A 26,928-nucleotide genomic window follows, 5' to 3' on the forward strand; every position below is an offset into this window, starting at 1 on the left:
CGTTGTCCTGCGCTTGTCGCATGAGTGTGCTCTACTTCGGGTTCTTTAGAAGACGGAGCGATAGATGGACATCGGTTTTATCGGTCTCGGCGAGATGGGCGCCGCGATGGTTGCAAACATTCTGAAAGCCGGGCACCAGGTGCGCGTGTGGAACCGCTCACCGGAAAAGGCTCAGCCGCTGGCCGGACTGGGCGCGCAAGTCGTCGCGACGCCGGCTGAAGCGTTTGCGGGCGACGCCGTGTTCTCGATGCTCGCCGACGATGCCGCGCTGCGCGAAGTCATCACCGCGTCGTTGCTCGAACATGCGCCGCGCGGGCTGATCCACGCGAATATGGCGACGATTTCCGTGGCGCTCGCCGAGGAACTGGCGACCGCGCACGCGTCGCGCGGCGTGCATTACGTCGCCGCACCGGTGCTCGGGCGGCCCGACGTCGCGGCCGCGGGCAAGCTGACGATCGTCGCGGGCGGCCCGGCCGAATCGATCGACCGGATCCAGCCGATTTTCGACGCACTCGGCCAGAAGACCTGGCGCATCGGCTCGCTGCCGCAGCAGGCGAACGTGATGAAGCTGGCCGCGAACTTCATGCTCGGCGCGGCGATCGAGACGCTCGGCGAAGCGGCCGCGCTCGTGACGGGCCACGGCCTCGCGATGCAGGACTTTCTCGACGTGATCACGAGCGGCCTGTTTCCGGGACCGGTGTACTCGGGCTACGGCAAGCTGATCGCCGAGCAGCGCTTCGAGCCGGCGCTGTTCAAGGCGCGTCTGGGGCTGAAGGACGTGCGCCTCGCGCTCGCCGCCGCCGATGCGGTGACGACGCCGATGCCGGTCGCGAGCGTGGTTCGCGACAGCCTGATCGAGGCGATCGCGCACGGCGACGGCGAGAAGGATTTCGCGGTGCTGGGTCAGGTCGCGACGCGTCGGGCCGGCCGCTGACGGCGCTGTCGATTGCCGGACGCGAGCGATCGACGCAGCGTGCCCGCATCAGTCGCGCTGGGCGGCAAGGCATAATAGCCACCCGATTCCCCGACACCCGATTTCGATGACTCTGCATACCTGGTGGCTGTTCGCCGCCACCGTTTTCGTCGTTTCCGCGATTCCCGGTCCCAACATGCTGCTCGTGATGACGCACGGCGCCCAGCACGGCCTGCGTCGCGCGAGCGCGACGATGGCCGGTTGTCTATCGGCGCTGGTGCTGATGCTGGTGGTATCGGCGGCGGGGCTCGGCGTGTTTCTGGCGGCATGGCCGACCATGTTCAACGCACTACGCATGATCGGCGCGGCCTACCTCGTATATCTGGGCATCAAGGCATGGCGCGCGCCGGCCGACGAAACCGCCGCGCACAACGTCGACGACCTGACGGCCCGGCCCGCGCGCTCGCGCTTCGCGCTATTTCGCAACGGCTTTCTGGTCGCGAGCAGCAATCCGAAGGCGATCCTGTTCGCGGCCGCGCTGCTGCCGCAATTCATCGATGCAACCCAGCCGAAGTTGCCGCAGTTCGGCGTGCTGCTCGCGACATTCGCGTCGATCGAGGTCAGCTGGTATCTGGTGTATGCGGGTTTTGGCACGCGCATCGGCGCCAGGTTGAAGAGCCGCAGCGTCGCGCGGATGTTCAACCGGCTGACGGGCGGTGTGTTCGTCGGTTTCGGCGCGATGATGGCGCTGGTGAGGCACTAAGCACCGCGCGTGTCGGCAGACAAGGGAAAACTGAGCCGTACCCATGTGACCGTTGTATGTCTGCAACATTGAGGGTCAACCCTAATTTGCATGTTGCAACGCACCAAGCGGTCTGCTATAGTTCGTCTTGTCTCCTCCATGTCTCCTCTGATATGGATTCAGCCCGCCAACCTAGGTGGGCTTTTTTTTGCCCGGAATTCGCCGCGCGCCCAAAGCGGCGCCGCGACCGCGGAAAATCAAATTCAGAACTTATACGACACGGCCAGGAAGGAAATGATCGGGTTTGCGCCCAGATCCGCCTTCGACACGCCAAGCTCCGTCCCATCGGCCGCCTTGATGATGACCGAGGACGTCATCTTCAGCGGGATATACGTGACCGACGCAACGAGCCCCCAGTGCTCGGTGATGTTGTACGCAAGGCCCGCGTTGAACACCGGCGCCCACGACGACGACGCCTTCGCCGACACCTGCGTCAGCCCCGGCTTGCCCGCACCGGCGGCGAGTATGGCGCCGAGGCTACCAGGCAGAAATGTTTTGTATCAGTTTTAATGAGCGGGCTTTAAAACAAAAAAGCCGGTCTGCAAAGACCGGCTTTTTTCGTGGCACCGCGGATGCGGGTCGACTCGCCTAGCGTTTCAAACCGGTGTCTTCGGCCGCGCCGATCGCGAGATTCATGCACTGGATCGCCGCACCCGATGCGCCCTTACCGAGATTGTCCAGCCGCGCGACGGTCACGAAGCGCTCTTCGTTGCCGAACACGAACAGGTCGACGCGGTTGGTGTCGTTGTTCGCCTGCACGTCGAAGAAGCCGTTGTCGAGACTCGCGTCGGCGTTGAATGGCGCGACGTGCACGAACGCTTCGCCCGCGTAGTATTCGGCGAACTGAGCCTGCACATCCTGCGGCGTCGTCTTCTTCGCGAGCTGGCCCGGCGAGAAGTACGTGGTGACCGCGAGGCCCTTGTAAAAGTCGCCGACGATCGGCGTGAAGATCGGCGCCGACTTCAGGCCCGTATGCGTGGCCATTTCCGGCAGGTGCTTGTGCGTGAGGCCGAGCGCGTACGGGCGCGGGCTCTTGAGTCTGTCGTTGCCGCCGGCTTCGTAGTCCGCAATCATCTTCTTGCCGCCGCCGCTGTAGCCAGTGATCGAATAGGCGTGCGCGGCGAACTCGGGCGCGACGACGCCGCCTTCGACGAGCGGGCGCATCGCGAGCACGAACGCCGAGGCGTGGCAGCCCGGCACGGCGATGCGTTTGGCGGTGCGCAGGCGCTCGCGCTGCGAGCGAGCCAGCTCGGGCAGACCGTAGGCCCAGTCGGGCGAGGTGCGGAACGCGGTGCTCGCGTCGATCAGCACCGTGCGGTCGTTCTCGACGAGCGAGGCCGACTCGCGCGAGGCGACATCGGGCAGACACAGGAACGTGACGTCCGACGCGTTGATGAGACGACGGCGCTCGTCCAGGTCCTTGCGCTTCGCTTCTTCGATACGCAGGATTTCGACGTCGGCGCGCTGCGACAGGTATTCAAAAATTTTCAGGCCGGTCGTGCCTTCCTGTCCGTCGACAAAAACTTTCGTGCTCATCTCGATCTCACTCGCTGGAAACGGGGCGCGACGCCGCGCCGGAACGTTATTTTAAGGCGTCATCGCCGCGACTGTGCGGTGCAGCGCGAAAAAACGACGATGCGCGCACAACGTGACGTCGGCGTGACCCGTTGCGCGGCGAATGCGGGCTGATGACCGAAGATGAACCGCAGATGAGCCGCGACGTCGTCTCGGCGCCGTTCAGCCATTAGCCGCGCGCAGCTACCCGCGCGGCGCGATCCAGCGCGCGGTGACGCCCGCAATGCGCGCGCCGAACAGGCGCGCGGTTTCGAGATCGCCCGGCGGCGGCGCTTCGTCGGGCGACGCATCGGCCGCCGATTGCGTAAGCAGTCCGGTAAAGCCGCCGACGAAGTTCAGATCGTTGCGCGTCGCGGCCTTCGTGTTCGACGGCATCATGCCGGTGCCGGCCCAGATCATGCTGTGCTGCATCGCCAGCGTGACGAAGTACTGGATGGTCGAGAACTTGTCGCCGTTCATCGTCGCCGAGTTCGTGAAGCCGGCTGCGATCTTGTCTTTCCACGCCTGCGCGAACCACGGTTTCGAACTGGCGTCGGCGAACTTCTTGAAGTCGGCCGACGGGCCGCCCATATAGGTCGGCGCGCCGAAGATCAGCGCGTCGGCGGCGGCGAGTTCGTCCCACGAGGCGTCGTCGAGGTCGCCGACCGGCATCATCTTTGCCTGCGCACCGGCTTCCAGCGCGCCGGCGAGCACGGCTTCGGCGACCTTCTTCGTGTGGCCGTAGCCGCTGTGATAAACGATGACGATCTTCGACATGAAGTGCTCCAGCAAAGCGATCGGGAAGGCGAACGGCGCAAGCCAGGCGATGCGGCGCGGCGGCGCCCCATCACGACCGCGACGGCCGCCACTAGCGCCCGTAATTGACCACCAGCCGCGCGCTGCCGATCGCGGCCGTGCCGATCTCGTGATCGAACATCAACGCGGGACGTCCTTGCGCGAGGCGCAGATCGGCCGAGTTCAGCGCGTACACGGTGATGATATAGCGATGCGGTTTGCCGGGCGGTGGGCACGGGCCGCCATAGCCGTCGGTATCGAAGTCGTTGCGCGCTTCGACCGCGCCGAGCTTGCCCAGGAAACCGGACGAGCTCGCATTCTCGGGCAGGCTGTCGACCGTGGCGGGGATGCCCGCGACCGCCCAGTGCCACCAGCCGCGCCCCGGCGCGTCCTCATCGAACATCGTGATCGCGAAGCCGCGCGTACCGGCTGGCGCGTCGCGCCATGAGAGCTGCGGTGAACGGTTGCCGCCCTTGCAGTCGTTCCGGTCGAATACCTGCGCATTCTGCACGGTGCCGCCCGCGCGCACGCTCGCGCTCGTCAGCGTGAACGGCTCGTCGGCCCGCGCACCGGCACTATGCGCTGCGAATAGCGCGAGCATCGCGCCGACGGCGAGCGATCGATGCCGCCAAAATGAAGCCAGCGAAACAACCAGGCAACGCACGCGCATATGCCGGTTCTCCTGTAAGGGCGCGAGGCGCGGGTCCTCGCGACTGTCGTTGTCCTGAATTGTGCCCCAAGGTCGAATCAAGTCTAACATCAGCGCTGATTAGCTCTGCGACGCAATATGTTCGCGTGCCGCGGAATTCGCAGACAGGAAATCAGCTATAGTAAGGGGGTTGTCGCGCGACCCTTACTGCATTTGACTCGTTTAAATAGCGAGCGTCAAAAGCAGTGTTAGAAGTTGTGGAGACCGGTTTATCCGTCCAGAGGAGGACGATGCAAGTTTCACTCAGGGTCGTGGTGGCAGACGATCATCCGGTTATTCTGTTTGGCGCTGAAAATGCGCTGCTCAAATTTCCCGGTATGCAAGTCGTTGGGCGCGCAAGGCAGTCGACTGAACTTATCAAAATGTTGCAATCCACCGAATGCGACGTGCTCGTCACCGACCTGGCCATGCCGGGCGGTCAGTACGGCGACGGCTTGCAACTCATCGACTATTTGCGCCGCAATTTCCCGAATCTGCCGATCGTCGTGCTCACCATGCTCGAGAACGCCGCATTGCTCAAACGGCTCAAGGAACTTGGCGTGACGTCGGTCGTGAACAAATCGGACGATCTCAGCCATATTGCGCTTGCGGTACAACACGTGGGCCGTCGCATGACCTATATGAGTCCGTCGGTGAAGGCGGTGCTCGATGGGTTGCGGGTCAATTCAGCCGGCAAGCGCGACGACTCGAAGCTGTCGCGGCGCGAACTCGAAGTCGTGCGCCTGTTCGTATCGGGTATGACGATCAAGGAAATATCGGAGCGTTTGAATCGCAGCATCAAGACGATCAGCACACAAAAAAACGCGGCCATGCGCAAGCTCGGAATCGATCGCGACTCCCAACTATTCCAGTATGCGCAGAGCAATGGTTTGCTGAATCTTTCGTCGAACTCGAGTAAGGACATCGCGAACCAGTCCTGATATCGGGCCTCGTTTCGTCCGCCGGGTAATCGGCGATAAACAATCGGCGATAAAAAAAGCCGCCTGTTGCGAAACAGGCGGCTTTTTCATTCAATCCGCATAAAGCGGCTACGTTTTTATTGTCACTGCCTTAGCGCGATGGCTTTATTGCGGCGTAGACGTCGCACCGCCATGTGCAGCGGACCACTCGGCCGGCGCGTGCAGGAATTTTTCCACTTCGTCGATCGTCTTCGTGTCGAAGTAGTTGTTCTGCTTCGCGACGCGCAGCACGTCCCACCACGTGGCGAGCGCGTGCAGATCGACGTCGATGTCTTTCAGCACCGACACGCTTTCCTTGAAGATGTTGTAGTGGAACAGCACGAAGCAGTGGTTCACCGTCGCGCCGGCGGTGCGCAGCGCGTTGATGAAGTTGATCTTGCTGCGGCTGTCGGTCGTCAGGTCTTCGACGAGCAACACGCGCTGGCCTTCGGTCAGCAGACCTTCGATCTGCGCGTTGCGGCCGAAACCCTTCGGCTTCTTGCGCACGTACTGCATCGGCACCATCAGGCGGTCGGACAGCCATGCCGCGAACGGGATGCCCGCGGTTTCGCCGCCGGCGACCGCGTCGATCTGCTCATAGCCGACGTCGCGCAGGATCGTCGCTTCGGCCATTTCCATCAGGCCGCGGCGCACACGCGGATACGAGATCAGCTTGCGGCAGTCGATATACACCGGGCTCGCCCAGCCGGACGTGAAAATATACGGTTTCTCCGCGTTGAAATGCACTGCTTGCACTTCGAGCAGCATCTTGGCGGTGGTGTCGGAGATCGTCTGGCGATCGAAGCCTGTCATGGGCGGATCCTTCGGAGTGAGCGGGGGAGAAGCGGGCGCTGGGCCCGGTGGCGCAGCAAGCGGTGTATGCCGCGCCATGCTGGGCGGGATACGCGGCCGGGGGAAGAGCACAGACCGGCTTTTGCTGCGCGCGTGGGCCGCTATTTTACCTGAAATGGGTCGCACCGAGGAGGCCGTCGTGCGCGGCGGCGCAGCCGGCGGGCGCTTTGGCGCGCGCATCGTCTTGTGACCGGGTGAGGCCGCCTTTACACTCACGCGACTTTCCCGGGACACTTTCCACGCAGCCGCCTTCAGACCTACGGAATGCTTTCAATGAACGCCGCTCCACCCGCCTCCGCCTCCGCCACCGAAACCCGCTCCGCCGTCGAACCGGGCTATGCGGGCCGCGCGCTGCTTGCGTCGGTGCTGGGCTATGCGATGGACGGCTTCGATCTGCTGATTCTCGGCTTCATGCTGCCGGTGATCGCCGCCGACCTGCATCTGAGTTCCTCGCAGGCCGGTGCGCTGGTCACATGGACGCTCATCGGTGCGGTGGCGGGCGGCGTGCTCTTCGGCGTGCTCAGCGATTATTTCGGCCGCGTGCGCATGCTGACGTGGACGATCCTGATCTTCGCGGTGTTCACCGGCCTGTGCGCGCTCGCGCAAGGCTACACGGACCTGCTGATCTATCGGACCGTCGCCGGGATCGGGCTGGGCGGCGAATTCGGCATCGGTATGACGCTGGTCGCCGAAGCGTGGCCGGCGTCGCAGCGGGCGCGGGTGTCGTCGTATGTCGGGCTCGGCTGGCAGCTTGGCGTGCTGGCGGCCGCGTTGCTGACGCCGCTGCTGCTGCCGGTGATCGGCTGGCGCGGCATGTTCGCGCTCGGGCTGCTGCCGGCGGTCGTGTCGTTCTTCGTGCGGCGCCGCGTCGAGGAGCCGGCGCTTTTCAACCAACGCGTTGCGCGCGGCATGCGCAAGCTGCCGCTGAAACTGCTGTTCGTCGATGGACGCACGACGCGCGCGAGCCTCGGCGTCACGATCCTGTGCTCGGTGCAGAACTTCGGCTATTACGGGCTGATGATCTGGCTACCCAGCTATCTGTCGAAGACCTTCGGCTACTCGCTGACCAAATCGGGGCTGTGGACCGCCGCGACGATTCTCGGCATGGCGGCCGGCATCTGGCTATTCGGCATCGCCGCCGACCGCTTCGGCCGCAAGCCGACGTTCCTGTTCTACCAGGCGGGCGCCGTCGTCATGGTGTTCGTCTATGCGCAACTGACGACGCCGATGGCGTTGCTGATCGGCGGCGCGGCGATGGGGGTGTTCGTCAACGGCATGATCGGCGGCTACGGCGCGCTGATTTCGGAGCTCTATCCAACCGATGCACGCGCCACCGCGCAAAACGTGCTGTTCAATGCGGGTCGCGCGGTGGGCGGCTTTGGGCCGGTCGTCGTGGGCGCGCTGGCGGCGCGCTACTCGTTCGGCGTGGCGCTCGCGCTACTGGCGTCGATTTACCTGCTCGACATCCTCGCGACCCTGGTTCTGATACCTGAGCGACGCGGCGCCGAACTCGACTGACCGCGTCGACGAAGCGCGTCCTTCAATCGCTTCGAATACTGCGAATGCGTGGACCATGCGGCCGGCATGGCGCCCCGCCGCGTGGCGAAAAGCACGGCCGGGTCGTGGCGACGCAGCGTCCTGAGCGCCTGTTTCGCTAATGGCGAGTCCTGTTAACCACTCAGTGCATCGACACGTCCGGGGTGTACACTAATCGACCCGCGAAGCACTCCACATCGTCCCGTCTTCGTCGAGGTAAGCCGTCGCGCCTGACCGGGCGCGTGCGAAAACCGCCTCGGTCGGCTATCGGTCCGACAGATGAAAGCGCTGCAACGATGTGTGTCGCCGGGCCCAATCACTTACGTCTCGCAGGCCTAGAAATGGACGAACAACTCAAGCAAAGCGCTCTCGCATATCACCAGAATCCGAAACCTGGCAAGATTTCGGTGACGCCTACCAAGGCGCTGTCGAACCAGCTGGATTTGTCGCTCGCGTATTCGCCGGGTGTGGCGGCAGCCTGTATGGCAATTCACGAGGAACCGCTCGACGCGCAGAAGTACACGTCGCGCGGCAACCTCGTCGGCGTGATCACGAACGGCACCGCGGTGCTCGGCCTCGGCAACATCGGCCCGCTTGCCGCGAAGCCGGTGATGGAAGGCAAGGGGTGTCTGTTCAAGAAGTTCGCGGACATCGACGTGTTCGACATCGAGCTGAGCGAATCCGATCCGGACAAGCTCGTCGAGGCGATCGCGATGCTCGAGCCCACGCTGGGCGGCATCAACCTCGAGGACATCAAGGCGCCCGAGTGCTTCTACATCGAGAAGAAGCTGCGCGAACGTATGAAGATTCCGGTCTTCCACGACGATCAGCACGGCACCGCGATCATCGCGTCGGCGGCGATCCTGAACGGCCTCAAGGTGGTCGGCAAGAGGCTCGACGAAGTGAAGCTGGTCTGTTCGGGCGCGGGCGCGGCGGCCATTGCGTGTCTGGATCTGCTCGTCAATCTCGGTCTGTCGAAGCAGAACATTCTCGTCGCCGACTCGAAGGGCGTGATCTACGAAGGGCGCGGCAACCTCGATCCGTCGAAGGAGCGCTATGCCGCGCACACCGAAGCGCGCTCGCTCGCCGATGCAATCCGCGGCGCGGACGTGTTCCTCGGCTGCTCGAGCGCCGGCGTGCTGAAGCCGGAGATGGTCGCCGAAATGGGCTCGCAGCCGCTGATTCTCGCACTCGCGAACCCCGAGCCGGAAATCCGTCCGGAAGAAGCGCGCAAGGTGCGCCCGGACTGCATCATCGCGACCGGCCGGTCGGACTATCCGAACCAGGTCAACAACGTGCTGTGTTTCCCGTTCATCTTCCGCGGCGCGCTCGACGTCGGCGCGACGACGATCACCGAAGAAATGAAGCTCGCGTGCGTGCGCGCGATTGCCGAACTGGCCGAGGAAACCGACCAGGGCGATGAAGTCGCGAAGGCCTACGAAGGCCACTCGCTCGAATTCGGTCCCGAATACCTGATTCCGAAGCCGTTCGATCCGCGCCTGATCATCAAGATCGCGCCGGCCGTCGCGCAGGCCGCAATGGATTCGGGTGTCGCGACCCGCCCGATCAAGGACATGGACGCGTACCGCGAACAGCTCGGCGCGACCGTCTATCGCTCGGGCATGGTGATGCGGCCGGTGTTCGCGGCGGCGAAGTCGGCACCGGCGCGCATCGTGTTCGCGGAAGGCGAAGACGAGCGCGTGCTGCGCGCCGCGCAGTTCGTGCTGCTCGAAAAGATCGCCAAGCCGATCCTGGTCGGCCGTCCGTCGGTGATCGAGATGCGTCTGAAGAAGATGGGCTCGAAGCTCAAGTGCGGTGAAGACGTCGAGATCGTCGATCCGGAAGACGATCCGCGCTATCACAAGTGCTGGCAGGCGTATCACGAACTCGGCGCGCGCGAAGGCGTGACGCCGGACGTCGCGAAGGCCGCGATGCGCAAGTTCAACACGCTGATCGGCGCGATCCTCGTGCGCCTTGGCGAAGCGGACGGCATGATCTGCGGCATGATCGGCCAGTACCACACGCATCTGAACTTCATCGAGCAGGTGCTCGGCAAGGCCGACGACGTCGAGAACTTCGCCGCGATGAATCTGCTGATGCTGCCGGGCCGTAACCTGTTCATCTGCGACACGTACGTCAACGAAGTGCCGACCGCCGAGCAGCTTGCCGACATGACGATGCTCGCCACGCGCGAAATCGAGAAGTTCGGCATTACGCCGAAGGTCGCGCTGCTGTCGAACTCGAACTTCGGCAGCGCGCCGTCGTCGTCGTCGCAGCGCATGGCCGCGGCGCGCAAGCTGATCACGCAACGCGCGCCGTCGCTCGAAATCGACGGTGAAATGCACGGCGACGCGGCGCTGTCGGAGACGGTCCGCAAGGCCGCGTTCCCGGGCACGACGCTCGCCGGCGAAGCGAATCTGCTGATCATGCCGAACGTCGAAGCGGCGAACATCGCGTACAACCTGCTGAAGGTCGTGGGCGGCGAGGGTGTGACGGTCGGGCCGTTCCTGCTGGGTGCGGAAAAGCCGGTGCATATCCTGACGCCGGCCGCGACCGTGCGCCGGATCATCAACATGACGGCGGTGGCTTCGGCGAACGCGCGCGAGTCGGTGAACGCGAAGTAACGTGTATCACGTGAGGTTGGCGTGGGCGCAGCAGTAACGCGCGCGCGGCGGCCTGGGCAGAAGCGCTACGGAACCCCGGTTCCGTAGCGTTTTTTTGCGCCTGAAGAAAAGCGGCGGTCCGTGCAGACCGCCGCTTTTCGGTTCAGCTGGGAGAGTCGATCAAGCCGCGTGCTGCGTCTTGCCCGCATCCGGCGAACGCCAACGCGCGAGCAGCTCGTTCCACTTGATGCGCACGCCTTTCAGGTTGTTTTCCTTCACATGCCCATAGCCGCGGATGCCGTCGGGCAGATTCGCGAGCTCGACCGCGAGATCGCGTTTCTGAGAAGTCAGCCCGCCGATCAGCTCACGCACCAATGCCTCGTATTCGCCGATCAGCGCGCGCTCGGTGCGACGCTCCTCGGTGTTGCCGAACACGTCGAACGCGGTGCCGCGCAGGAACTTGAGCTTCGCGAGCACGTGCATCGCGCGGAACATCCAAGGACCGTACTTCTTCTTCACCAGATGGCCGTGCGCGTCCTTCTTCGAAAGCGTCGGCGGCGCGAGATGCAGGTGCAGCTTCCAGTCGCCTTCGAACGTCGCGTTCAGTTTTTCGATGAACGCCGGGTCGCTGTACAGACGCGCGACTTCGTATTCGTCCTTGTACGCCATCAGCTTGTGCAGGTTCTTCGCGACCGCCTCGGTCAGCGGCATTTGGCCGTCGGCGGAATCAAGCGCTTCTTCCGCGGCTCGCACCTGCGACACCAGCGCGCGATAGCGCTCCGCGTACGCACGGTTCTGCCAGGCGCTCAGATAGTCGGCGCGCTTGTCGATCAGCGTGTCGAGCGCCTTCGGCGTATGCAGCGCGATGATCTTGCCGCCCGCGCTGTCGGCCGGATCGCCGCGTCCCTGCGTTTGCGCGAGCTTGCGTACCGCAGCCAGATCGTGCGCGGCACGCCGGCCCCATTCGAACGCCGCGCGGTTCTTGTCCACCTGCACGTTGTTCAGTTCGATCGCGCGAATCAGCGACTCGTGCGTGAGCGGCACCCAGCCGCGCTGCCACGCATAGCCGAGCACGAACGGGTTCGTGTAGATCGCGTCGCCGAGCAGCGCGACGGCGAAGTGATTCGCGTCGACGGTCGAGACGTTGTCATCGCCGGCCGCGGCGCGCACGTCGGCTTCGGTGCTGCTGCCGGGGAAGCGCCAGTTCGGGTTCTTGATCAGCTCGGCCGTCGGCGTGTGCGCGCTGTTCAGTACGACGCGCGTGCGATCCGCGTGCATCCGCGACACGCATTCGTCGCTGGCGGTGACGATCGCGTCGCAGCCGATCACGAGGCTCGCTTCGCCCATTGCGATGCGGGTCGCGTGGATGTCGGCGGGCTGCTTCGCGATCTGCACGTGGCTCATCACTGCGCCGCCTTTCTGCGCGAGGCCGGTGACGTCGAGCACCGTGACGCCCTTGTTCTCGAGATGCGCGGCCATGCCGAGCAGCGCGCCGATCGTGACGACGCCCGTGCCGCCGACGCCCGTCACCAGAACGCCGTACGGACGGTCGATGGACGGCAACTCGGGATCCGGCACCGGCGGCATTTCGGCGCCGGCGCCCGACGCCGCCTTCGGCTTGCGCAACTGGCCGCCTTCAACGGAGACGAAGCTCGGGCAGAAGCCGTTCACGCACGAGAAGTCCTTGTTGCAGGTCGACTGGTTGATCTGGCGCTTCGTGCCGTATTCAGTATCGAGCGGTTCGACCGACAGGCAGTTCGACTTCACCGAGCAGTCGCCGCAGCCTTCGCACACCGCTTCGTTGATCACGACGCGCCGTGCAGGATCGGGATACGCGCCGCGTTTCCTGCGACGGCGCTTTTCGGTCGCGCAGGTCTGGTCGTAGATCAGGATCGTGGTGCCCGGAACCTCGCGCAGCTGACGCTGCACGTCGTCGAGCTGGTCGCGGTGGTGAATGTCGACGCCGGGCGCGAGGCCGACGTTTGCCGCGTACTTCTCCGGCTCATCGGTGACGATGACGATCTTTGCCGCGCCTTCGGCGGCGAGCTGATGCGTGATCTGCGGCACGCTCAGCACGCCGTCGACCGGCTGGCCGCCCGTCATCGCGACCGCGTCGTTGTACAGCAGCTTGTAGGTGATGTTCGCCTTCGACGCGATCGCCGCGCGAATCGCGAGCAGCCCCGAGTGGAAGTAGGTGCCGTCGCCGAGATTGGCGAACACGTGCTTGTCGTTCGTGAACGGCGCCTGGCCGATCCACGCGACACCTTCGCCGCCCATCTGGCTGAACGTGCTGGTGCTGCGATCCATCCAGACCGTCATGTAATGACAGCCGATGCCGGCCATCGCGCGCGAGCCTTCCGGCACGTTGGTCGACGTGTTGTGCGGGCAGCCCGAGCAGAACCACGGCTTGCGCTCGACTTCGACGCGCGGCCGCGCGAGCGCCTTTTCCTTCGCCTCGATCACCGCGATGCGCGCGGCAATGCGGGCGCGCACATCCGATGGCAGATCGAACTTGTCGAGCCGCGTGGCGATCGCCTTCGCGATGATCGCGGGCGACAGCTCGTAGTGCGCCGGCAGCAGCCAGTTGCCCATCGGCACCGACCATTCGCCGCCCGCGCCGTCCTTCTCGTCGAACTTGCCGAATACGCGCGGGCGCTGCGCGTCCGGCCAGTTGTACAGCTCTTCCTTGATCGCGTATTCGAGGATCTGGCGCTTTTCCTCGACCACCAGAATTTCGTCGAGACCGCGTGCGAAGGCCTGCGCACCTTGCGCTTCGAGCGGCCACACGCAGCCGACCTTGTACAGCCGGATGCCGATGCGCGAGCAGGTTTCGTCGTCGAGACCGAGGTCGGTCAGCGCCTGACGCACGTCGAGATAAGCTTTGCCGCCGGTCATGATGCCGAAGCGCGCATGCGGCGAATCGATTTCGACGCGGTCGAGTTTGTTCGCTCGCACGTAGGCAAGGCCCGCGTACCACTTGTAGTCGAGCAGACGCGCTTCCTGCACGAGCGGCGGATCGGGCCAGCGGATGTTCAGCCCACCGTCGGGCATCACGAAGTCTTCCGGCAGGATGATGTTGGTGCGGTGCGGATCGATATCGACCGATGCGGACGATTCGACCACGTCGGTCACGCACTTCATCGCGACCCAGAGGCCGGAGTAGCGGCTCATCGCCCAGCCGTGCAGGCCGAAGTCCAGATATTCCTGCACGTTCGACGGAAACAGCACCGGCAGCCCGCATGCCTTGAAGATGTGTTCGGACTGGTGCGCGAGTGTCGAGGATTTGGCCGCGTGATCGTCGCCGGCGAGCACGAGAACGCCGCCGTGCCGCGACGAGCCGGCCGAGTTGCCGTGCTTGAAGACGTCACCGGACCGGTCGACGCCGGGGCCCTTGCCGTACCACATCGAAAACACGCCGTCGTATTTGGCGCTCGGGTACAGATTGACCTGCTGCGAACCCCACACGGCGGTGGCCGCGAGGTCTTCGTTGACGCCGGGCTGGAACACCACCTGATGCGCGGCCAGATGCTTTTTCGCTTTCCACAGCGACTGGTCGAGCCCGCCGAGCGGCGATCCGCGGTAGCCGGAGATGAAGCCGGCCGTGTTGAGGCCGGCGGCGCGGTCGCGTTCCTGCTGGAGCATCGGCAGACGCACCAGCGCCTGGATGCCGCTCATGTACGCGCGGCCGCGATCGAGGGTGTATTTGTCGTCGAGCGTGACGGAAGACAACGCGGCTTCGAGCGAGGCTCGCTGACCTGCGTCTAGCGGGGCATTCATTATGTGTACTCCTCCACTTCAGCTTGGGATCACCAAAACTTTTCTGGCCCCCGGCATCTCGTGAATGCTGGGGCCGGGGTCGTCATATTGACGGGTTTTAAGCGATGGTAGCACTGGTGGAAACCCGCCGCAGCGGATCAAAAATCGCCCGCGCACGATCTGATTTCGGCCGGTTTCGCGACGAGTTGCCTACGTGTTGTCAGCAGTTGTAGCGGATTTTCGCCGGAATGGAGCTGTATTGCGCCTGCGCGTGTAACAAGCTGTAAAACCTACAAATTTGCGGAACCGCAGTGAAAACCACTGTCTAACCCCGACCTGCGAGCGATGCCGAACGCCGCGCATTCTGTGCAGCTTCTGGACAGCAGGGCAGTTAGAAAAGGAGTACGCATGAACACAAGAAACATCCAGACCTTCCTGATGGTTTCCGCCGCTTTCTTTGCGATGAGCGCGCCGGTGCGCTCGAATCCGGGCAGCACGGGGGCACTGTCGAACGCGATCATCCGCACGGCGCAGGTGGCGCCGGCGCGGGTCGACGGTGCGATCGGCAGCGATCTGTACAGGCAGAATTCATGACGCACCGCATCGCGCGCGTCTAATGACGACCGGCCGCCGTTCCGAAGAGAGCGGCGGCGTTGCAACGTAAAAGGGCGAGGTTCCTGCGATCCTCGCCCTTTTTTCTTCTGCGCGCCGATCAGGCGCGAGTCTCCGTGGTCAGGTCTTGTCCTGCACGACGCCGCGGCGAATCTGATCGAGCTCGATCGATTCGAACAGCGCCTTGAAGTTGCCTTCGCCAAAGCCCTGGTTGCCCTTGCGCTGAATGATTTCGAAGAAGATCGGGCCGATCTGGTTTTCGGTGAAGATCTGCAGCAGCAGATCGTCCGGTGCGCCGTCGATCAGGATCTTGCGCTTGCGCAGTTCCTCGAGCGGCTCGCCATGATTCGGCACGCGTCGGTCGACGAGTTCGTAGTACGTGTCGATCGTGTCGAGCAGTGAAATGTCCGATGCGCGCAGGCCGTCGACGGTGCGGTAGATGTCGCTGGTGCCGAGCGCGATGTGCTGGATGCCTTCGCCGTGGTACGCGTCCAGGTATTCCTGGATCTGACCGGCGGTGTCCGAGCCTTCCTCGTTGATCGGAATGCGAATCTTGCCGCACGGCGAGGTCATCGCTTTCGACTTGACGCCCGTCACCTTGCCCTCGATGTCGAAGTAGCGCACCTCGCGGAAGTTGAACAGGCGCTCGTAGAACTCCGCCCATTCCTGCATGCGGCCGCGATGCACGTTGTGCGTCAGGTGATCGATATAGGTCAGGCCGTGGCCGACCGGGTTCGGGTTCGCGCCCGGAATCGGCTCGAAGTCGACGTCGTAAATGTCGATGTCACCGATGCTGTTCGGCGTCGCGCCGTTCTTGCCGCGCCAGCGGTCGACGAAATAGATCAGCGAATCGCCAATGCCCTTGATCGCCGGGATGTTCAGCTCCATCGGGCCGGTCTTGTTGTCGAAACCCCATGCGCCTTTTTCGAGCGCTTGGGCGTAGGCCTTCGCGGCGTCCTGTACGCGAAACGCAATCGCGCAGATCGACGGGCCATGCAAGCGCGCGAAGCGCTGCGCAAACGAATGCTTCTCCGCGTTGACGATGAAGTTGATGTCGCCCTGACGATACAGCATCACGTCCTTATGACGATGCCGCGCGACGGCCGTGAAGCCCATCTGTTCGAACAGCTTGCCGAGCGCTTTCGGGTCCGGCGCCGTGTATTCGATGAATTCGAAGCCGTCGGTGCCGACAGGATTTTCCCAAGTTGAAACCTGCATCGTCAGTCTCCAATCCCATGCAAGAGGGTTGCCGAGGCGCGCAGGCGGTGAGCGCGCGGGACGGTCGGCTGAGCGCGACCGGATGGAGCAAGTGTAGAACCGCGATGAAGACAAAAACTTGCGAATTTAATCACGCGTCGCTACGCTTGAGCCAGTTTATGGCTCTATTCGAACGACACGTGGCAGAACATGGCTATTGGCGAGATAGACGCGATCGATCGACGCATTCTGGCGATCCTTCAGGAGAATGGCCGGCTGTCGAATCAGGAGATTGCGGAACGGATCAATCTGTCGCCGAGTCCGTGCCTGCGGCGGATTCGCCGGCTCGAGGAAAGCGGCGTGATTCGCGGCTATGTCGCGCTGCTCGACGCCCAACGTCTCGGGCTTGACCTGCTCGCGTATGTCAGCGTGCGGCTGGAGAAGGGTGGCGGTCGCGCGTTCAGTCCGCATGGCGAGGCCACGCACGCCGATCTGTTCGGCGCGGCCGTGCAGACGTGGCCCGAAGTTGTCGCATGTCACGCGATGACGGGTGAGATGGATTACCTGCTGCGCGTCCAGGTGGAGGACATGGCGCACTTTTCGCGCTTCGTGCAGGATCAATTGCTGCGGCATCCATCGGTGATCGATGTGAAATCGAGCTTTTCGCTAGAAAAGATCAAGGAAACGACAGCGCTGCCCATTTTGTAGGCTTCACGCGCACGGTCCTACGCGTGGCGTTGATTGGGTACAGATAGAAAAGAGGGCGACCTTGCGGCCGCCCCAATCTCATTTCCCTGTAGCGATTATTCAGGCAGCGACAGCCACCGGCATGAACGACTCGAACAGTCGCGATGCCTGGCGTGCGTGGCGCTTGAGCGCATAATCGAACACGGCGGCCTGCTCCTGCAGCATTTCCGCGAGGATGCTCGACTGATCGGCCGGCGACAGCGTCAGATAGGCGTCGGCCTCGCCGTACGCGTACTCGATCTTCATGCCGGCCTTCCTGGCGATGTGCATCATGGTCGAATTGCGCGCCAGGCAGTGGATGTACAGCGTCGTCACGTGCGTGTTGCGGCTGCGGATCGCGGCGCGCTCGAACAGCCTCGAGCCGATACCGATGCCGCGTGCGCTTTCGAGCACGGAGACGCCGAATTCGGCGGTGCGCCTGTTGCCTTCGGCCGGCAGGTAGGCCAGATGGCCGACGCCGCTCAGTTCCAGTTTGCTGTTGAACACGCCGAACACGGTGTCACGCGTAAAGTCGATCGCGCGCACGTAGTTTTCGATCACGTGGTTCGGCACGACCTGGCCGAAGCGCAGCAGACGGTCTTCTTCGTCGAGCGCGAGGAAGTGAGCAAGCAGGCGTTCGCGATCGGCGGCGGTGAGTTCACGGACCAGAACGTGCGCGCGTTCAGCAGGCAGCGACGCGCGATCGTTCGGCGCGATCGGCTCGGTGTTGCGATGGGTCAGCATGTTCATGGTCGGGTTCTCCTTTTAATCAGGCGGCGTTGTGCACCGCAAAACCGATTTTAACGGAAACCTAAGCCATTCACTAGGGAAAACCCGTATCAAAAGTCGAGGTGAATACCTAGAGCGCTGGAGCCCTAAATTTAATTAGTTGATTTTAAACGGAAGTTAAAAGTGATCGCACGTTCGTGACACGATGCCGCATGGATTCCCTGCGCTGATTTATCTGGTCTGCATGTTGTTGCTTTGCAACATCCAGTGCGCGCGTTGCGATCTGTTCAGACCATCGTCTACCTGGCCGGCGCGCTGCCGAGACCATGCTCGACCATGCCGACCACCTGCTCGGCGAACTCGCGATAGCCCATCCGGCCGTCCGGCTTGAGCCACGTGAAGGTCCAGTTGATCATGCCGAACACCATCATCGTCAGCGCGGTCTGGTTGTCGCGTGTCGCGCGTTCGGGATAGGCGCGCACGAGCTGCCGCGCGAAGGCGGCGACTACGTCGCGCTGACGGTTCAGGATGATCTCGCGCTGCGAATCGACCAGATACTTGACATCGTTCAGCAGCGCGACGTGCCGGCTGTGCGACGTCTCATACTCGGACAGGAACGCGCGGATCAGCTCCGCGAAGGTTTCTCGCTCGCTCAGTTCGCGCCGCTGGCTCGATCCTTCCACCTCGGCGATGATCAGCATCAGGCGCTTCGTGTAGCGATCGAGCAGATCGAACAGGATTGCTTCCTTGCTCTCGTAATAGTGATAGAGGCGCGCTTTCGAGGTGCCGCTCGCCGCGGCAAGATCGGCCATCGACGTGCTTGGATAGCTGGTCTGCGCGAACTTCGCGGCGGCCAGTTCGAGAATCTGCTCGCGTTGGGTTTCGTGGTCGGGGGCTCGGGTGCGGGCCATATTCGTCTGTTCTTATCTTATTGGAGTGAGCAGGGGGCGGATGCCGCGCGCAGTTCGAGCGAGCGCCATTCGTTCGCATCGCCGCGCAGGCGGATGCGCCGCAGCGCCGCGAGTTCGCGCATGCGCCACAGCACGATGCTGTCGCTGACGAGGAACCACAACCCGGCGGTCATCACATAGGCGGCGACGCGCGCGGCGGGCTGCCAGGCGTCGGTTGCGCGGTCGAGGATCAGCGCGTCGATTTCGGCAATGCTGCCGCTCGTGAAGGTGTTGTCACGCCAGCGCCGCGTCTCGCCGTTCGCCTGTTTGACCTCCTGCCATTCGAGCGCGAGCCGGCTGATGCGCAGCACGGAAATCGGCGCGGCGTCCGGCAGGTGTGTCTGCAATACGTCCGGCGCAAACATGCCGACCGATGTCGCGCGATCCTTGCGGGTATGCGCCCACGCTTGCGGATCGGTGAGGTCGGCGATCGACAGACGCACTTCGTTCAAACGCTGCGGGCTGTTGCGCACCAGGTAGCAGACGCGGCGCAGCATCAGTTGATCGGACGCGCTTTCGGCGTGCCACACCACGAGATTCGCGGTGCTGCTGGCGAGGCCGTCGAGCACCGCGGCCTGTTCGCGGAACTCGCGCACGAAGTCGCGTTGCGTGTCGGCGCTGACGCGTTCCCAGAAGTCGGCGCGCACGTGCGCAGCGTCGTCGACGCCGCGTAACGGGCCGACCGCCAGATCGTCCCGCAGCGGCTGCACGCGATCGTCGCGGCCCGCCTGGTCCAGCGCGGTACGCAGCGACTCGGCGGCGACATCGCCGTTGGTGAGGTGAATCGTGCTCATGGGCAAGGGCTTGCAGTGACGTCAGCAGCTGTAACAAAAAGAGGCCGCTCGCCGACTGGAACCCGATGTCCCGATCGATGAGCGGCCCCTAGTTTAAGCGGATCGCGAAACGGCCGAAAGCGGTGGCGGACGTCACAGGAGGGCAGTCCGTACCTAGGCCACGAAAGCATTCGACTCAACGTTCGTCGTAACTGACGACGACCTTGTCGCTAACCGGATGACACTGACACGTGAGCACGAACCCGTCGCGGACCTCGTGTTCTTCGAGCGTGTAGTTCTTTTCCATCTTCACTTCGCCCTCGAGCACCTTCGCGCGACAGGTGCAGCACACGCCGCCCTTGCACGCATACGGCAGCGCGAGACCGGCGCGCAGCCCGACGTCGAGCACGCTCGTGCCCTGATACGGCAGGCGCAGCTTGCGGCGCTTGCCGTCGAGCACGATTTCGAGCTCGGCCGCGGGGGTGTCCGCGGTAATCTCGACGGGCGGCACGCCCGCCTGCGGCAGCGGCGTGCCGAAGCGCTCGACGTGCACCTTCGCGGGCGGCACGCCGGCTGCCTTGAGCGCGGCCTCGGCCGCATCCATCATCGGCGCGGGGCCGCAGATGAACGCTTCGTCGATCGCGTCGGCCGGCAGCAGTTGCTGGATGAACGCCGCGCATTTTTCCTGGTCGAGCACGCCGTTAAACAGTTCGACGTCCTGCAGGTCGTCCGACAGCACGTGATACAGCACGAAGCGGTTCATGAAGCGGTTCTTCAGATCCTCGAGCTCCTCGGCGAACATGATCTGGTCGACGCTGCGGTTGCCGTAGACGAGCGTGAAGGTGCTGCGCGGCTCGACTTCGAGCGTCGTCTTGATGATCGCGAGCACCGGCGTGATGCCCGAGCCGCCCGAGAACGCGAGGTACTGCTGCCCCTGTTCCGCGTTCAGGTGCGTGAAGAAACGGCCGTCCGGCGTCATCACGTCGATCGTGTGGCCCGGCTGCAGCGTGTCGAACGCGAAGTTCGAGAAACGCCCGCCGCGCACGCGCTTGATGCCGATGCGCAACTCGCCGTCGCGATCGTAGTCGGTGACGCCCACGCAGATCGAATACGAACGGCGCGTTTCCTCACCGTCGATATGTGTCTTCAGCGTGACGAACTGGCCCTGCGTGAAGCGATAGTGGTCGCGCAGTTCGGGCGGGACTTCGAAGGCGACCGAGACTGCATCGGCGGTTTCGGGGCGCACTTCGCGGATACGCAGCGGATGGAATTGCGGGGTGGCCATATCAGTACGGTTTGAAGTAGTCGAAGGGTTCGCGGCAGTCGAGGCAGCGATACAGGGCCTTGCAGGCGGTCGAGCCGAATTGCGCGAGCCGCTCGGTGTGCGCCGAGCCGCAGCGCGGGCAGCCTGGGGCCGGCAGCGCGCGCGGCACGAAGCGCAGCACTTTGTCCTGCGGCGCCGCTTGCGCGTGGGCGGCCGCGCCGCAGTTGCCCGTCGGCGGCGCGATGCCGTAGACGCGCAGTTTTTCGCGGGCTTCGGCCGTGATCCAGTCGGTGGTCCACGCCGGCGCGAGCACGGTGGCGACGCGGTATGGCGTGAGCTGCGCGGCCTCGAGCGCACGGCCGATGTCTTCGGCAATCTGCGACATCGCCGGGCAGCCCGAATAGGTCGGCGTGATCACGACTTCGAGCGCGCCGTCGGCGGCGCGTCGCACGTCGCGCAGGATGCCGAGCTCGCGGATCGACACCACCGGGATCTCCGGGTCGGGTACCGCTTCGAGCACGGTCCATGCGCGGGTGAGCGCGGCGTCGGTCGTGGCAGCGGCGGCGTTCGCGGGCTGCGGGGCGGTCGAGGTCGTCATCGCGTACTCACCAGCTGGCGCCCGGATGCTGGCGCGCGAGGCTCTGCATTTGCGCGAGCACGAAACCCATGTGCTCCGAATGCTCGCCGTGCTTGCCCGTGCTCACGTGCCGCAGCGCCGCGGGCAGCGTCAGCGTGGCCTGGTCGAGCGTGGCGCGCACGTCGTCGAGCCACGCGGCTTCCAGCGCCGAGGTGCGCGGGCCGATGCCGGCCGCGGCGACCGCGTCTTCCACCGCGTCCGCGCTGAAGAACTCGTACGTGTACGGCATCAGATAGTCGAGCGCGGCCTGTGCGCGACGGTGCGATTCGTCGGTGCCGTCGCCGAAACGGATCAGCCACTCGCTCGCGTGATGCACGTGGTACTGCGTTTCCTTGATCGACTTCGCGGCGATCGCGGCGAGCTGCCCGTCGGTGGAGCCCGTCAGCGCACCCCACAGATGCATCATCAGCGTCGCGTACAGGAAGTTGCGCACGATCGTGACCGCGTAATCCTTCTCGGCCTGCGCGGTGCCGGCGAGCGGCCCGTAATGCGGCAGCTCGGCGAGCGTGTAGTTCGCGAATTCGCGCTCGGCGCGGAAGTACGCGTAGTCGTCTTCGCTGCGCTCGCGGCCGGTGAGCTGCGCTTCGAGCGCGGCCGCGTGCGTGTACAGCAGGCGCGCCTGGCCGATCAGGTCGAGGCTCATGTTCGACAGCGCGATGTCCTCTTCGAGGATCGGGCCGTGGCCGCACCACTCGGTGTTGCGCTGACCGAGGATCAGCGCGGTATCCGCGAGGCGCAGCACGTACTGGAGATGTTCGGGCGTAATGGGCGTAGTGGACGTAGTGGTCATGGCCGCGCTTACATGTGGTTGACTTCGTCGGGGAGCGTGTAGAACGTCGGGTGGCGATAGATCTTGTCGCCCGCCGGTTCGAACAGCTCGGCCTTCTCGTGCGGCGCCGAGGCCGTGATCGCCGAGGACGGCACCACCCAGATGCTCACGCCTTCCTGGCGGCGCGTGTAGACGTCGCGCGCCATGCGCAGCGCCATCGGCGCGTCGGCGGCATGCAGACTGCCGCAGTGTTTATGGTCGAGTCCCTGCTTGCTGCGCACGAACACTTCCCAAATCGGCCATTCCTTGTTCATTGCTGATCTCCTGATTCCTTTGATGTGCGGTGCCACTCAGGCGGCGTGCTGCTGCGCGCGCTGGCGCTGCTTTTCCGCGTGGGCGAGCGCGGCTTCGCGTACCCAGGCGCCGTCTTCATGGGCCTTCACGCGGGTCGCGAGGCGCTCGCGGTTGCACGGGCCGTCGCCATTGACGACGCGCCAGAACTCTTCCCAGTCAATGTCGCCGTAGTCGTAGTGGCCGCGCGCCTCGTTCCATTTGAGGTCCGCGTCGGGCAGCGTGACGCCGAGCACCTTCGCCTGCTCGACGGTCGCATCGACGAATTTCTGGCGCAGGTCGTCGTTGGTGATGCGCTTGATGCCCCATCTGGCCGACTGGTTGCTGTGGACCGAATCCTTGTCGCTCGGGCCGAACATCATCAGCACCGGCCACCACCAGCGGTTCACCGCCTGCTGGACCAGCTCGCGCTGCGCCTCGGTGCCCGCCATCATCGCGAGCAGCGCGTCGAAGCCCTGGCGCTGATGGAACGACTCTTCCTTGCAGATGCGGATCATCGCGCGGGCGTACGGGCCGTACGTGCAGCGGCACAGCGGGATCTGGTTCATGATCGCCGCGCCGTCGACGAGCCAGCCGATCACGCCGACGTCGGCCCAGGTGGGTGTCGGATAGTTGAAGATGCTCGAATACTTGGCCTTGCCCGCGTGCAGTGCGTCGATCAGCTGCTCGCGCGAGACACCGAGCGTTTCGGCGGCGCTATACAGATAGAGGCCGTGGCCGGCTTCGTCCTGCACCTTGGCGATCAGGATCGCCTTGCGCTTGAGGCTCGGTGCGCGCGTGATCCAGTTGCCCTCGGGCAGCATGCCGACGATCTCCGAGTGCGCATGCTGCGAGATCTGCCGCACCAGCGTTTTGCGGTACGCGTCGGGCATCCAGTCCTGCGGCTCGATCTTGCCGTCGGCGCTCATGACCGCGTCGAAGCGAGCCTGTTGTTCGGGCGAATTCGCGTCCGCGTCCAGCGGGGCGACGTTGCCGGGGATATCGAGGGATTGGGTGTACATGAGGGACGCTCTCTCTGGAGGAGTGGTCTGTGTCGGCGTAGTATAAACCAACCGACCGGTCGGTTAATAAATTTTTTGTGCAGAGACGTTGGGGCTGATAGCTCATTGAGGGCGTCGAAGCATGCATGCTGGTTTGCCCGGTTTCGACGGGCCGGCGCTTCATGACCGGCCGTCACCCCGCGCCGACACTTACCGGTAAAATTGCGAATTGGCCGCGATTTGCGGCCCACTTGCGTCTCCGGTACTCATGTTACGTCTAAGCGAAATCAAACTCCCGCTCGATCATCCCGAAAGCGCCCTCGAAGCCGCCATCCGTGCGCGCCTCATGGAACTCGGCGTGGCGCGGGACGGGCTCATCCGATACACCGTGTTTCGCCGCGCGCACGACGCGCGCAAGCGCGCCGACATCAAGCTCACCTACATCGTCGATGTCGAGGTCAAGGATGAAGGGGCCGCGCTGAAACGGCTCGCCGACGTGCCGCATTGCGCCGTGACGCCCGACATGAGTTACAAGTTCGTCGCCGAAGCGCCCGCCCAACTGAGCACGCCGCGTCCGGTCGTCATCGGCATGGGGCCGTGCGGACTGTTCGCGGGCCTGATCCTCGCGCAGATGGGCTTCCGGCCGATCATCCTCGAGCGCGGCAAGGCCGTACGTGAGCGCACCAAGGACACGTTTGGCCTGTGGCGCAAATCGGTGCTGAATCCCGAGTCGAACGTGCAGTTCGGCGAAGGTGGCGCGGGCACCTTTTCGGACGGCAAGCTCTACAGCCAGATCAAGGACCCGAAACACTACGGCCGCAAGGTGCTCGACGAATTCGTGCGGGCCGGTGCGCCGGAGGACATCCTGTACCTGAGCCGGCCGCATATCGGCACGTTTCGTCTCGTCAGCATGGTCGAGAAGATGCGCGCGAGCATCCACGAGTTGGGCGGCGAAGTGCGCTTCGAAACGCGTGTCGAGGACATCGACATCGACAACGGCCAGGTGCGCGGGCTGAAGCTGTCGACCGGCGAGACGCTGCGCTGCGACCACGTTGTGCTGGCGGTCGGCCATAGCGCACGCGATACCTTCCAGATGCTGTACGACCGCGGCGTTCACGTCGAGGCGAAGCCGTTTTCGCTCGGTTTTCGGATCGAGCATCCGCAAGGGATCATCGATCGGAGCCGTTTCGGGAAATTTGCCGGTCACAAACAGCTCGGCGCAGCCGACTACAAGGTGGTGCACCACTGCAGCAACGGGCGAGCGGTTTATAGCTTCTGCATGTGTCCCGGCGGCACCGTGGTGGCGGCCACGTCCGAGCTGGGGCGCGTCGTCACGAACGGCATGAGCCAGTACTCGCGCGCGGAGCGCAACGCGAACGCGGGCATCGTGGTCGGCATTACGCCAGACGACTACCCGGGCGGGCCGCTCGCCGGCATCGCGTTCCAGCGCAAGTGGGAGGAGCGGGCGTTCGAGCTCGGTGGCGGTAACTATATGGCTCCAGGGCAGTTGGTCGGCGACTTCATCGCGGGGCGGCCGTCCACTTCACTCGGCTCGGTCGTTCCGTCGTACAAGCCGGGCGTGCGGCCAACCGATCTCAGCCCCGCGCTGCCCGACTACGCGATCGAAGCGATTCGCGAAGCGCTGCCACAGATGGAGAAGAAAATCGCAGGTTTCGCGATGCATGATGCGGTGCTGACCGGCGTTGAAACGCGAACTTCGTCGCCGGTACGCGTGCGTCGCGGCGACGACTACCAGAGTGTCAACGTCAACGGGCTGTATCCGGCGGGCGAGGGTGCGGGGTATGCGGGCGGGATCTACTCGGCGGCAATCGACGGAATCGAGGTCGCCGAAGCGGTCGCGCTGAAGATCATGAGTCAGCAAACGGCGTGAGACCGAGCCGGCACAGCCGCCGGGCGCCGGGGTAAGCGGACCTGCCTGCGATTGCCGGCGCTTGCCGCGTCGTTCGGGCACAATGCGCGTTTCGCCTCGAACCGATCTTCCGAATGACCATTCGCACCCTGGCTGCCGCATGCGGCGCGGCGCTGCTTGCCCAATTTGCCCCGTTTGTCGTTTCCTCGAGTGCGTTCGCTGCCGAAGCGTCCGAGCATTGGGTCGCCGTTTGGGCGACCGCGCTGCAACCGATTCCACAGCGGGCCGAGTTGCCACCGCTGTATCGCGCGCCGGAAGTCGCCGGGCGCACCGTTCGGCAAATCATGTATCCGACGTTGTCGGGGAGGGTGGCGCGAATTCATCTGAGCAATGCGTACGGCAAGACGCCTCTCGTCATCGACGAACTGCGCATCGCGCGCTCCGCCGGTGGCGCGGCAGCCGTCGAGGGCGCCGGCAGTCGGGTGACGTTTGGCGGTAAGGGCGCGGTCAGCGTTCCGCCTGGCGGCGAGGTGGACAGCGATCCGGTCGCGATCGATGTCGTCGAGGGCGCGCCATATGCGATCAGTGCGTTCGTGGGACCGGAGCAGCGGATCGTCGCATGGCACCGAGTGTCGAATCAGGTAAATTATGTGTCCGGGCCCGGCAATCACACCACCGACGCGTCCGCCACGGCGTTTCCCGGCCGCTTCACGCAATATGTGTGGGTCACAGGTTTGTCGGTGGAGGCGGCGGCACCGTCGCTTGCCGTGGCCGCGATCGGCGACTCGATCACCGACGGCATGCGCTCCACCCTCAACCAGAACCGTCGCTGGCCGGATGCGCTGGCTCGGCGGCTGGCGGCGAGCGGCGCGCAGTCGACCGCGATCGTGAATCTCGGCATCAGCGGCAACCGGCTCCTGAGCGACTCGCCTTGTTATGGCGACGCGCTTGCGAGCCGCTTCGAGCGCGACGTTTTGCGACGTCCAGGCGTCAAAGCGGCGATCCTGCTGATTGGCATCAACGACATCAACTTTGCGGCAATGCCGCCTCATGGCGGGCTCGACTGCGATTTTCCTCATACGTCGGTCACGGCTGCCGATCTGATCGCCGGTTACCAGCGAGTGATCGCGGCCGCGCGGCGCAACGGTGTCAAGATGTTCGGCGCGACGCTGACGCCGGCGTCGCTGCCACCGGAGCGGGAAAAGATCCGACTCGCGGTTAATCAGTGGATCCGAACTAGTCGTGCTTTCGATGGCGTCGTAGACTTCGACGCGGCGTTGCGCGATCGGACGCAGCCGGAGCGTCTGCAGCGCGCTTTCGATAGCGGCGACCACATCCATCCAAGCGACGCGGGCTACGCGGCTATGGCCGCTACAGTTCCTGTCGAGGTCGTGGTGGATGCGACCCGGAAGTGAGCGGCAACTTTTTTAAGCGAAAGCAAAAACGGGTATTGACGAGACGCGAAAGAGTCTCCATAATCTCGCTTCTCTGCTGCAGACGCAGCGACGCAAACGAAGCAGTGCCGGGTAGTGGTGGTTCAGGCGCGGCGGGTTTGGCGGACCGATCTTTAAAAACTAACAGTCGATAAGTGTGGGCGCTTGATGCGGAATGC

23 protein-coding genes and 1 pseudogene are annotated in these 26,928 nt (G+C 64.2%); 9 read left to right on the forward strand and 15 right to left on the reverse strand.

Going from position 1 to position 26,928, the window contains the following annotated elements; translation table 11 throughout:
• Window positions 1–64 precede the first annotated feature (64 nt).
• Together F6X39_RS26425 and F6X39_RS26430 are read left to right on the forward strand one after the other, a co-directional pair.
• Window positions 65–934: an NAD(P)-dependent oxidoreductase gene (locus F6X39_RS26425; protein WP_184034705.1), complete on the forward strand. Its 870-nt coding sequence runs from the start codon at window positions 65–67 to the stop codon at window positions 932–934.
• A 106-nt stretch (window positions 935–1,040) separates the two neighbouring features.
• Complete coding sequence (locus F6X39_RS26430) at window positions 1,041–1,676, forward strand: LysE family translocator (protein ID WP_184065758.1); 636 nt, start codon at window positions 1,041–1,043, stop codon at window positions 1,674–1,676.
• Between the two features lie 242 nt (window positions 1,677–1,918).
• On the opposite strand, the pseudogene F6X39_RS26435 reads toward F6X39_RS26430, so the two are convergent.
• The 4 genes and pseudogenes from F6X39_RS26435 to F6X39_RS26450 all read right to left on the reverse strand — a co-directional run.
• Window positions 1,919–2,194, reverse strand: a pseudogene (locus F6X39_RS26435) (OmpW family outer membrane protein); the annotation flags it as partial.
• Window positions 2,195–2,303: 109 nt separating this feature from the next.
• Window positions 2,304–3,251 carry an N-acetyl-gamma-glutamyl-phosphate reductase gene (argC, locus tag F6X39_RS26440; protein ID WP_184034699.1) on the reverse strand — a complete coding sequence of 316 codons (948 nt, stop codon included), beginning with the start codon at window positions 3,249–3,251 and terminating at the stop codon, window positions 2,304–2,306.
• Window positions 3,252–3,473: 222 nt separating this feature from the next.
• Complete coding sequence (locus F6X39_RS26445; RefSeq protein WP_026225500.1) at window positions 3,474–4,046, reverse strand: flavodoxin family protein; 573 nt, start codon at window positions 4,044–4,046, stop codon at window positions 3,474–3,476.
• 91 nt (window positions 4,047–4,137) lie between these two features.
• Window positions 4,138–4,734: a YbhB/YbcL family Raf kinase inhibitor-like protein gene (locus F6X39_RS26450; RefSeq protein ID WP_187618753.1), complete on the reverse strand. Its 597-nt coding sequence runs from the start codon at window positions 4,732–4,734 to the stop codon at window positions 4,138–4,140.
• Between the two features lie 269 nt (window positions 4,735–5,003).
• On the opposite strand from F6X39_RS26450, the gene F6X39_RS26455 reads away from it, so the two are divergent.
• On the forward strand, window positions 5,004–5,693 hold the full coding sequence (locus F6X39_RS26455) for a response regulator (RefSeq protein ID WP_184056372.1): 690 nt from the start codon (window positions 5,004–5,006) through the stop codon (window positions 5,691–5,693).
• A 144-nt stretch (window positions 5,694–5,837) separates the two neighbouring features.
• Here the strand turns inward: F6X39_RS26455 and F6X39_RS26460 are convergent, their stop codons facing one another.
• Window positions 5,838–6,524 carry an orotate phosphoribosyltransferase gene (locus tag F6X39_RS26460; protein WP_018418686.1) on the reverse strand — a complete coding sequence of 229 codons (687 nt, stop codon included), beginning with the start codon at window positions 6,522–6,524 and terminating at the stop codon, window positions 5,838–5,840.
• A 312-nt stretch (window positions 6,525–6,836) separates the two neighbouring features.
• Here F6X39_RS26460 and F6X39_RS26465 point away from each other — a divergent pair, with 312 nt between their 5' ends.
• Window positions 6,837–8,081, forward strand: a complete 1,245-nt coding sequence (locus tag F6X39_RS26465; protein WP_187618754.1) for an MFS transporter — start codon at window positions 6,837–6,839, stop codon at window positions 8,079–8,081.
• A 359-nt stretch (window positions 8,082–8,440) separates the two neighbouring features.
• A complete protein-coding gene (locus tag F6X39_RS26470; protein ID WP_187618755.1) occupies window positions 8,441–10,723 on the forward strand; it encodes an NADP-dependent malic enzyme in 2,283 nt (760 codons plus the stop codon).
• A gap of 159 nt (window positions 10,724–10,882) precedes the next feature.
• On the opposite strand, the gene F6X39_RS26475 is transcribed toward F6X39_RS26470, so the two are convergent.
• Window positions 10,883–14,479, reverse strand: a complete 3,597-nt coding sequence (locus tag F6X39_RS26475; RefSeq protein ID WP_187618756.1) for an indolepyruvate ferredoxin oxidoreductase family protein — start codon at window positions 14,477–14,479, stop codon at window positions 10,883–10,885.
• Window positions 14,480–14,866: 387 nt separating this feature from the next.
• On the opposite strand from F6X39_RS26475, the gene F6X39_RS26480 reads away from it, so the two are divergent.
• Window positions 14,867–15,052, forward strand: coding sequence for a hypothetical protein (locus F6X39_RS26480; RefSeq protein ID WP_184056361.1), 186 nt, complete (start codon window positions 14,867–14,869; stop codon window positions 15,050–15,052).
• A gap of 138 nt (window positions 15,053–15,190) precedes the next feature.
• On the opposite strand, the gene hppD is transcribed toward F6X39_RS26480, so the two are convergent.
• On the reverse strand, window positions 15,191–16,288 hold the full coding sequence (gene hppD / locus F6X39_RS26485; protein WP_184034684.1) for a 4-hydroxyphenylpyruvate dioxygenase: 1,098 nt from the start codon (window positions 16,286–16,288) through the stop codon (window positions 15,191–15,193).
• A gap of 189 nt (window positions 16,289–16,477) precedes the next feature.
• Here hppD and F6X39_RS26490 point away from each other — a divergent pair, with 189 nt between their 5' ends.
• The gene (locus F6X39_RS26490) at window positions 16,478–16,975 is read left to right on the forward strand and encodes an Lrp/AsnC family transcriptional regulator (protein ID WP_184034682.1); all 498 of its coding nucleotides are present in this window, start codon (window positions 16,478–16,480) and stop codon (window positions 16,973–16,975) included.
• A gap of 99 nt (window positions 16,976–17,074) precedes the next feature.
• Here the strand turns inward: F6X39_RS26490 and F6X39_RS26495 are convergent, their stop codons facing one another.
• The 8 genes from F6X39_RS26495 to paaA form a co-directional block, all read right to left on the reverse strand.
• Complete coding sequence (locus F6X39_RS26495; protein ID WP_187618757.1) at window positions 17,075–17,743, reverse strand: GNAT family N-acetyltransferase; 669 nt, start codon at window positions 17,741–17,743, stop codon at window positions 17,075–17,077.
• Window positions 17,744–18,021: 278 nt separating this feature from the next.
• On the reverse strand, window positions 18,022–18,633 hold the full coding sequence (locus F6X39_RS26500) for a TetR/AcrR family transcriptional regulator (protein WP_018418677.1): 612 nt from the start codon (window positions 18,631–18,633) through the stop codon (window positions 18,022–18,024).
• A gap of 17 nt (window positions 18,634–18,650) precedes the next feature.
• Window positions 18,651–19,466, reverse strand: a complete 816-nt coding sequence (locus F6X39_RS26505; RefSeq protein WP_187618758.1) for a DUF1835 domain-containing protein — start codon at window positions 19,464–19,466, stop codon at window positions 18,651–18,653.
• 175 nt (window positions 19,467–19,641) lie between these two features.
• Entirely contained in the window at window positions 19,642–20,730 is a 1,089-nt protein-coding gene (gene paaE / locus F6X39_RS26510) for a 1,2-phenylacetyl-CoA epoxidase subunit PaaE (protein WP_187618759.1), read from the reverse strand.
• A 1-nt stretch (window position 20,731) separates the two neighbouring features.
• Entirely contained in the window at window positions 20,732–21,307 is a 576-nt protein-coding gene (paaD, locus tag F6X39_RS26515; protein ID WP_187618760.1) for a 1,2-phenylacetyl-CoA epoxidase subunit PaaD, read from the reverse strand.
• Between the two features lie 7 nt (window positions 21,308–21,314).
• Window positions 21,315–22,136, reverse strand: coding sequence for a 1,2-phenylacetyl-CoA epoxidase subunit PaaC (paaC, locus tag F6X39_RS26520; RefSeq protein WP_187618761.1), 822 nt, complete (start codon window positions 22,134–22,136; stop codon window positions 21,315–21,317).
• 8 nt (window positions 22,137–22,144) lie between these two features.
• The gene (gene paaB, locus F6X39_RS26525; RefSeq protein ID WP_018418671.1) at window positions 22,145–22,429 is read right to left on the reverse strand and encodes a 1,2-phenylacetyl-CoA epoxidase subunit PaaB; all 285 of its coding nucleotides are present in this window, start codon (window positions 22,427–22,429) and stop codon (window positions 22,145–22,147) included.
• Between the two features lie 36 nt (window positions 22,430–22,465).
• Window positions 22,466–23,467: a 1,2-phenylacetyl-CoA epoxidase subunit PaaA gene (paaA, locus tag F6X39_RS26530; protein WP_184056337.1), complete on the reverse strand. Its 1,002-nt coding sequence runs from the start codon at window positions 23,465–23,467 to the stop codon at window positions 22,466–22,468.
• 247 nt (window positions 23,468–23,714) lie between these two features.
• Here paaA and F6X39_RS26535 point away from each other — a divergent pair, with 247 nt between their 5' ends.
• A complete protein-coding gene (locus F6X39_RS26535; RefSeq protein ID WP_187618762.1) occupies window positions 23,715–25,337 on the forward strand; it encodes an NAD(P)/FAD-dependent oxidoreductase in 1,623 nt (540 codons plus the stop codon).
• Window positions 25,338–25,450: 113 nt separating this feature from the next.
• Window positions 25,451–26,731, forward strand: a complete 1,281-nt coding sequence (locus F6X39_RS26540) for an SGNH/GDSL hydrolase family protein (protein ID WP_187618763.1) — start codon at window positions 25,451–25,453, stop codon at window positions 26,729–26,731.
• Window positions 26,732–26,928: the final 197 nt, after the last annotated feature.

Origin of the sequence: Paraburkholderia sp. UCT2 (assembly GCF_014397665.1) — a bacterium.
GTDB lineage: Bacteria > Pseudomonadota > Gammaproteobacteria > Burkholderiales > Burkholderiaceae > Paraburkholderia > Paraburkholderia tuberum.

Excerpts from the sequence above, each read along its gene's own strand:
- F6X39_RS26425 (WP_184034705.1), top strand. The coding sequence starts at position 65 with ATGGACATCGGTTTTATCGGTCTCGGCGAGATGGGCGCCGCGATGGTT.
- F6X39_RS26430 (WP_184065758.1), top strand. The coding sequence starts at position 1,041 with ATGACTCTGCATACCTGGTGGCTGTTCGCCGCCACCGTTTTCGTCGTT.
- argC (WP_184034699.1), bottom strand. The coding sequence starts at position 3,251 with ATGAGCACGAAAGTTTTTGTCGACGGACAGGAAGGCACGACCGGCCTG.
- F6X39_RS26445 (WP_026225500.1), bottom strand. The coding sequence starts at position 4,046 with ATGTCGAAGATCGTCATCGTTTATCACAGCGGCTACGGCCACACGAAG.
- F6X39_RS26450 (WP_187618753.1), bottom strand. The coding sequence starts at position 4,734 with ATGCGCGTGCGTTGCCTGGTTGTTTCGCTGGCTTCATTTTGGCGGCAT.
- F6X39_RS26455 (WP_184056372.1), top strand. The coding sequence starts at position 5,004 with ATGCAAGTTTCACTCAGGGTCGTGGTGGCAGACGATCATCCGGTTATT.
- F6X39_RS26460 (WP_018418686.1), bottom strand. The coding sequence starts at position 6,524 with ATGACAGGCTTCGATCGCCAGACGATCTCCGACACCACCGCCAAGATG.
- F6X39_RS26465 (WP_187618754.1), top strand. The coding sequence starts at position 6,837 with ATGAACGCCGCTCCACCCGCCTCCGCCTCCGCCACCGAAACCCGCTCC.
- F6X39_RS26470 (WP_187618755.1), top strand. The coding sequence starts at position 8,441 with ATGGACGAACAACTCAAGCAAAGCGCTCTCGCATATCACCAGAATCCG.
- F6X39_RS26475 (WP_187618756.1), bottom strand. The coding sequence starts at position 14,479 with ATGAATGCCCCGCTAGACGCAGGTCAGCGAGCCTCGCTCGAAGCCGCG.
- F6X39_RS26480 (WP_184056361.1), top strand. The coding sequence starts at position 14,867 with ATGAACACAAGAAACATCCAGACCTTCCTGATGGTTTCCGCCGCTTTC.
- hppD (WP_184034684.1), bottom strand. The coding sequence starts at position 16,288 with ATGCAGGTTTCAACTTGGGAAAATCCTGTCGGCACCGACGGCTTCGAA.
- F6X39_RS26490 (WP_184034682.1), top strand. The coding sequence starts at position 16,478 with ATGGCTATTGGCGAGATAGACGCGATCGATCGACGCATTCTGGCGATC.
- F6X39_RS26495 (WP_187618757.1), bottom strand. The coding sequence starts at position 17,743 with ATGAACATGCTGACCCATCGCAACACCGAGCCGATCGCGCCGAACGAT.
- F6X39_RS26500 (WP_018418677.1), bottom strand. The coding sequence starts at position 18,633 with ATGGCCCGCACCCGAGCCCCCGACCACGAAACCCAACGCGAGCAGATT.
- F6X39_RS26505 (WP_187618758.1), bottom strand. The coding sequence starts at position 19,466 with ATGAGCACGATTCACCTCACCAACGGCGATGTCGCCGCCGAGTCGCTG.
- paaE (WP_187618759.1), bottom strand. The coding sequence starts at position 20,730 with ATGGCCACCCCGCAATTCCATCCGCTGCGTATCCGCGAAGTGCGCCCC.
- paaD (WP_187618760.1), bottom strand. The coding sequence starts at position 21,307 with ATGACGACCTCGACCGCCCCGCAGCCCGCGAACGCCGCCGCTGCCACG.
- paaC (WP_187618761.1), bottom strand. The coding sequence starts at position 22,136 with ATGACCACTACGTCCACTACGCCCATTACGCCCGAACATCTCCAGTAC.
- paaB (WP_018418671.1), bottom strand. The coding sequence starts at position 22,429 with ATGAACAAGGAATGGCCGATTTGGGAAGTGTTCGTGCGCAGCAAGCAG.
- paaA (WP_184056337.1), bottom strand. The coding sequence starts at position 23,467 with ATGTACACCCAATCCCTCGATATCCCCGGCAACGTCGCCCCGCTGGAC.
- F6X39_RS26535 (WP_187618762.1), top strand. The coding sequence starts at position 23,715 with ATGTTACGTCTAAGCGAAATCAAACTCCCGCTCGATCATCCCGAAAGC.
- F6X39_RS26540 (WP_187618763.1), top strand. The coding sequence starts at position 25,451 with ATGACCATTCGCACCCTGGCTGCCGCATGCGGCGCGGCGCTGCTTGCC.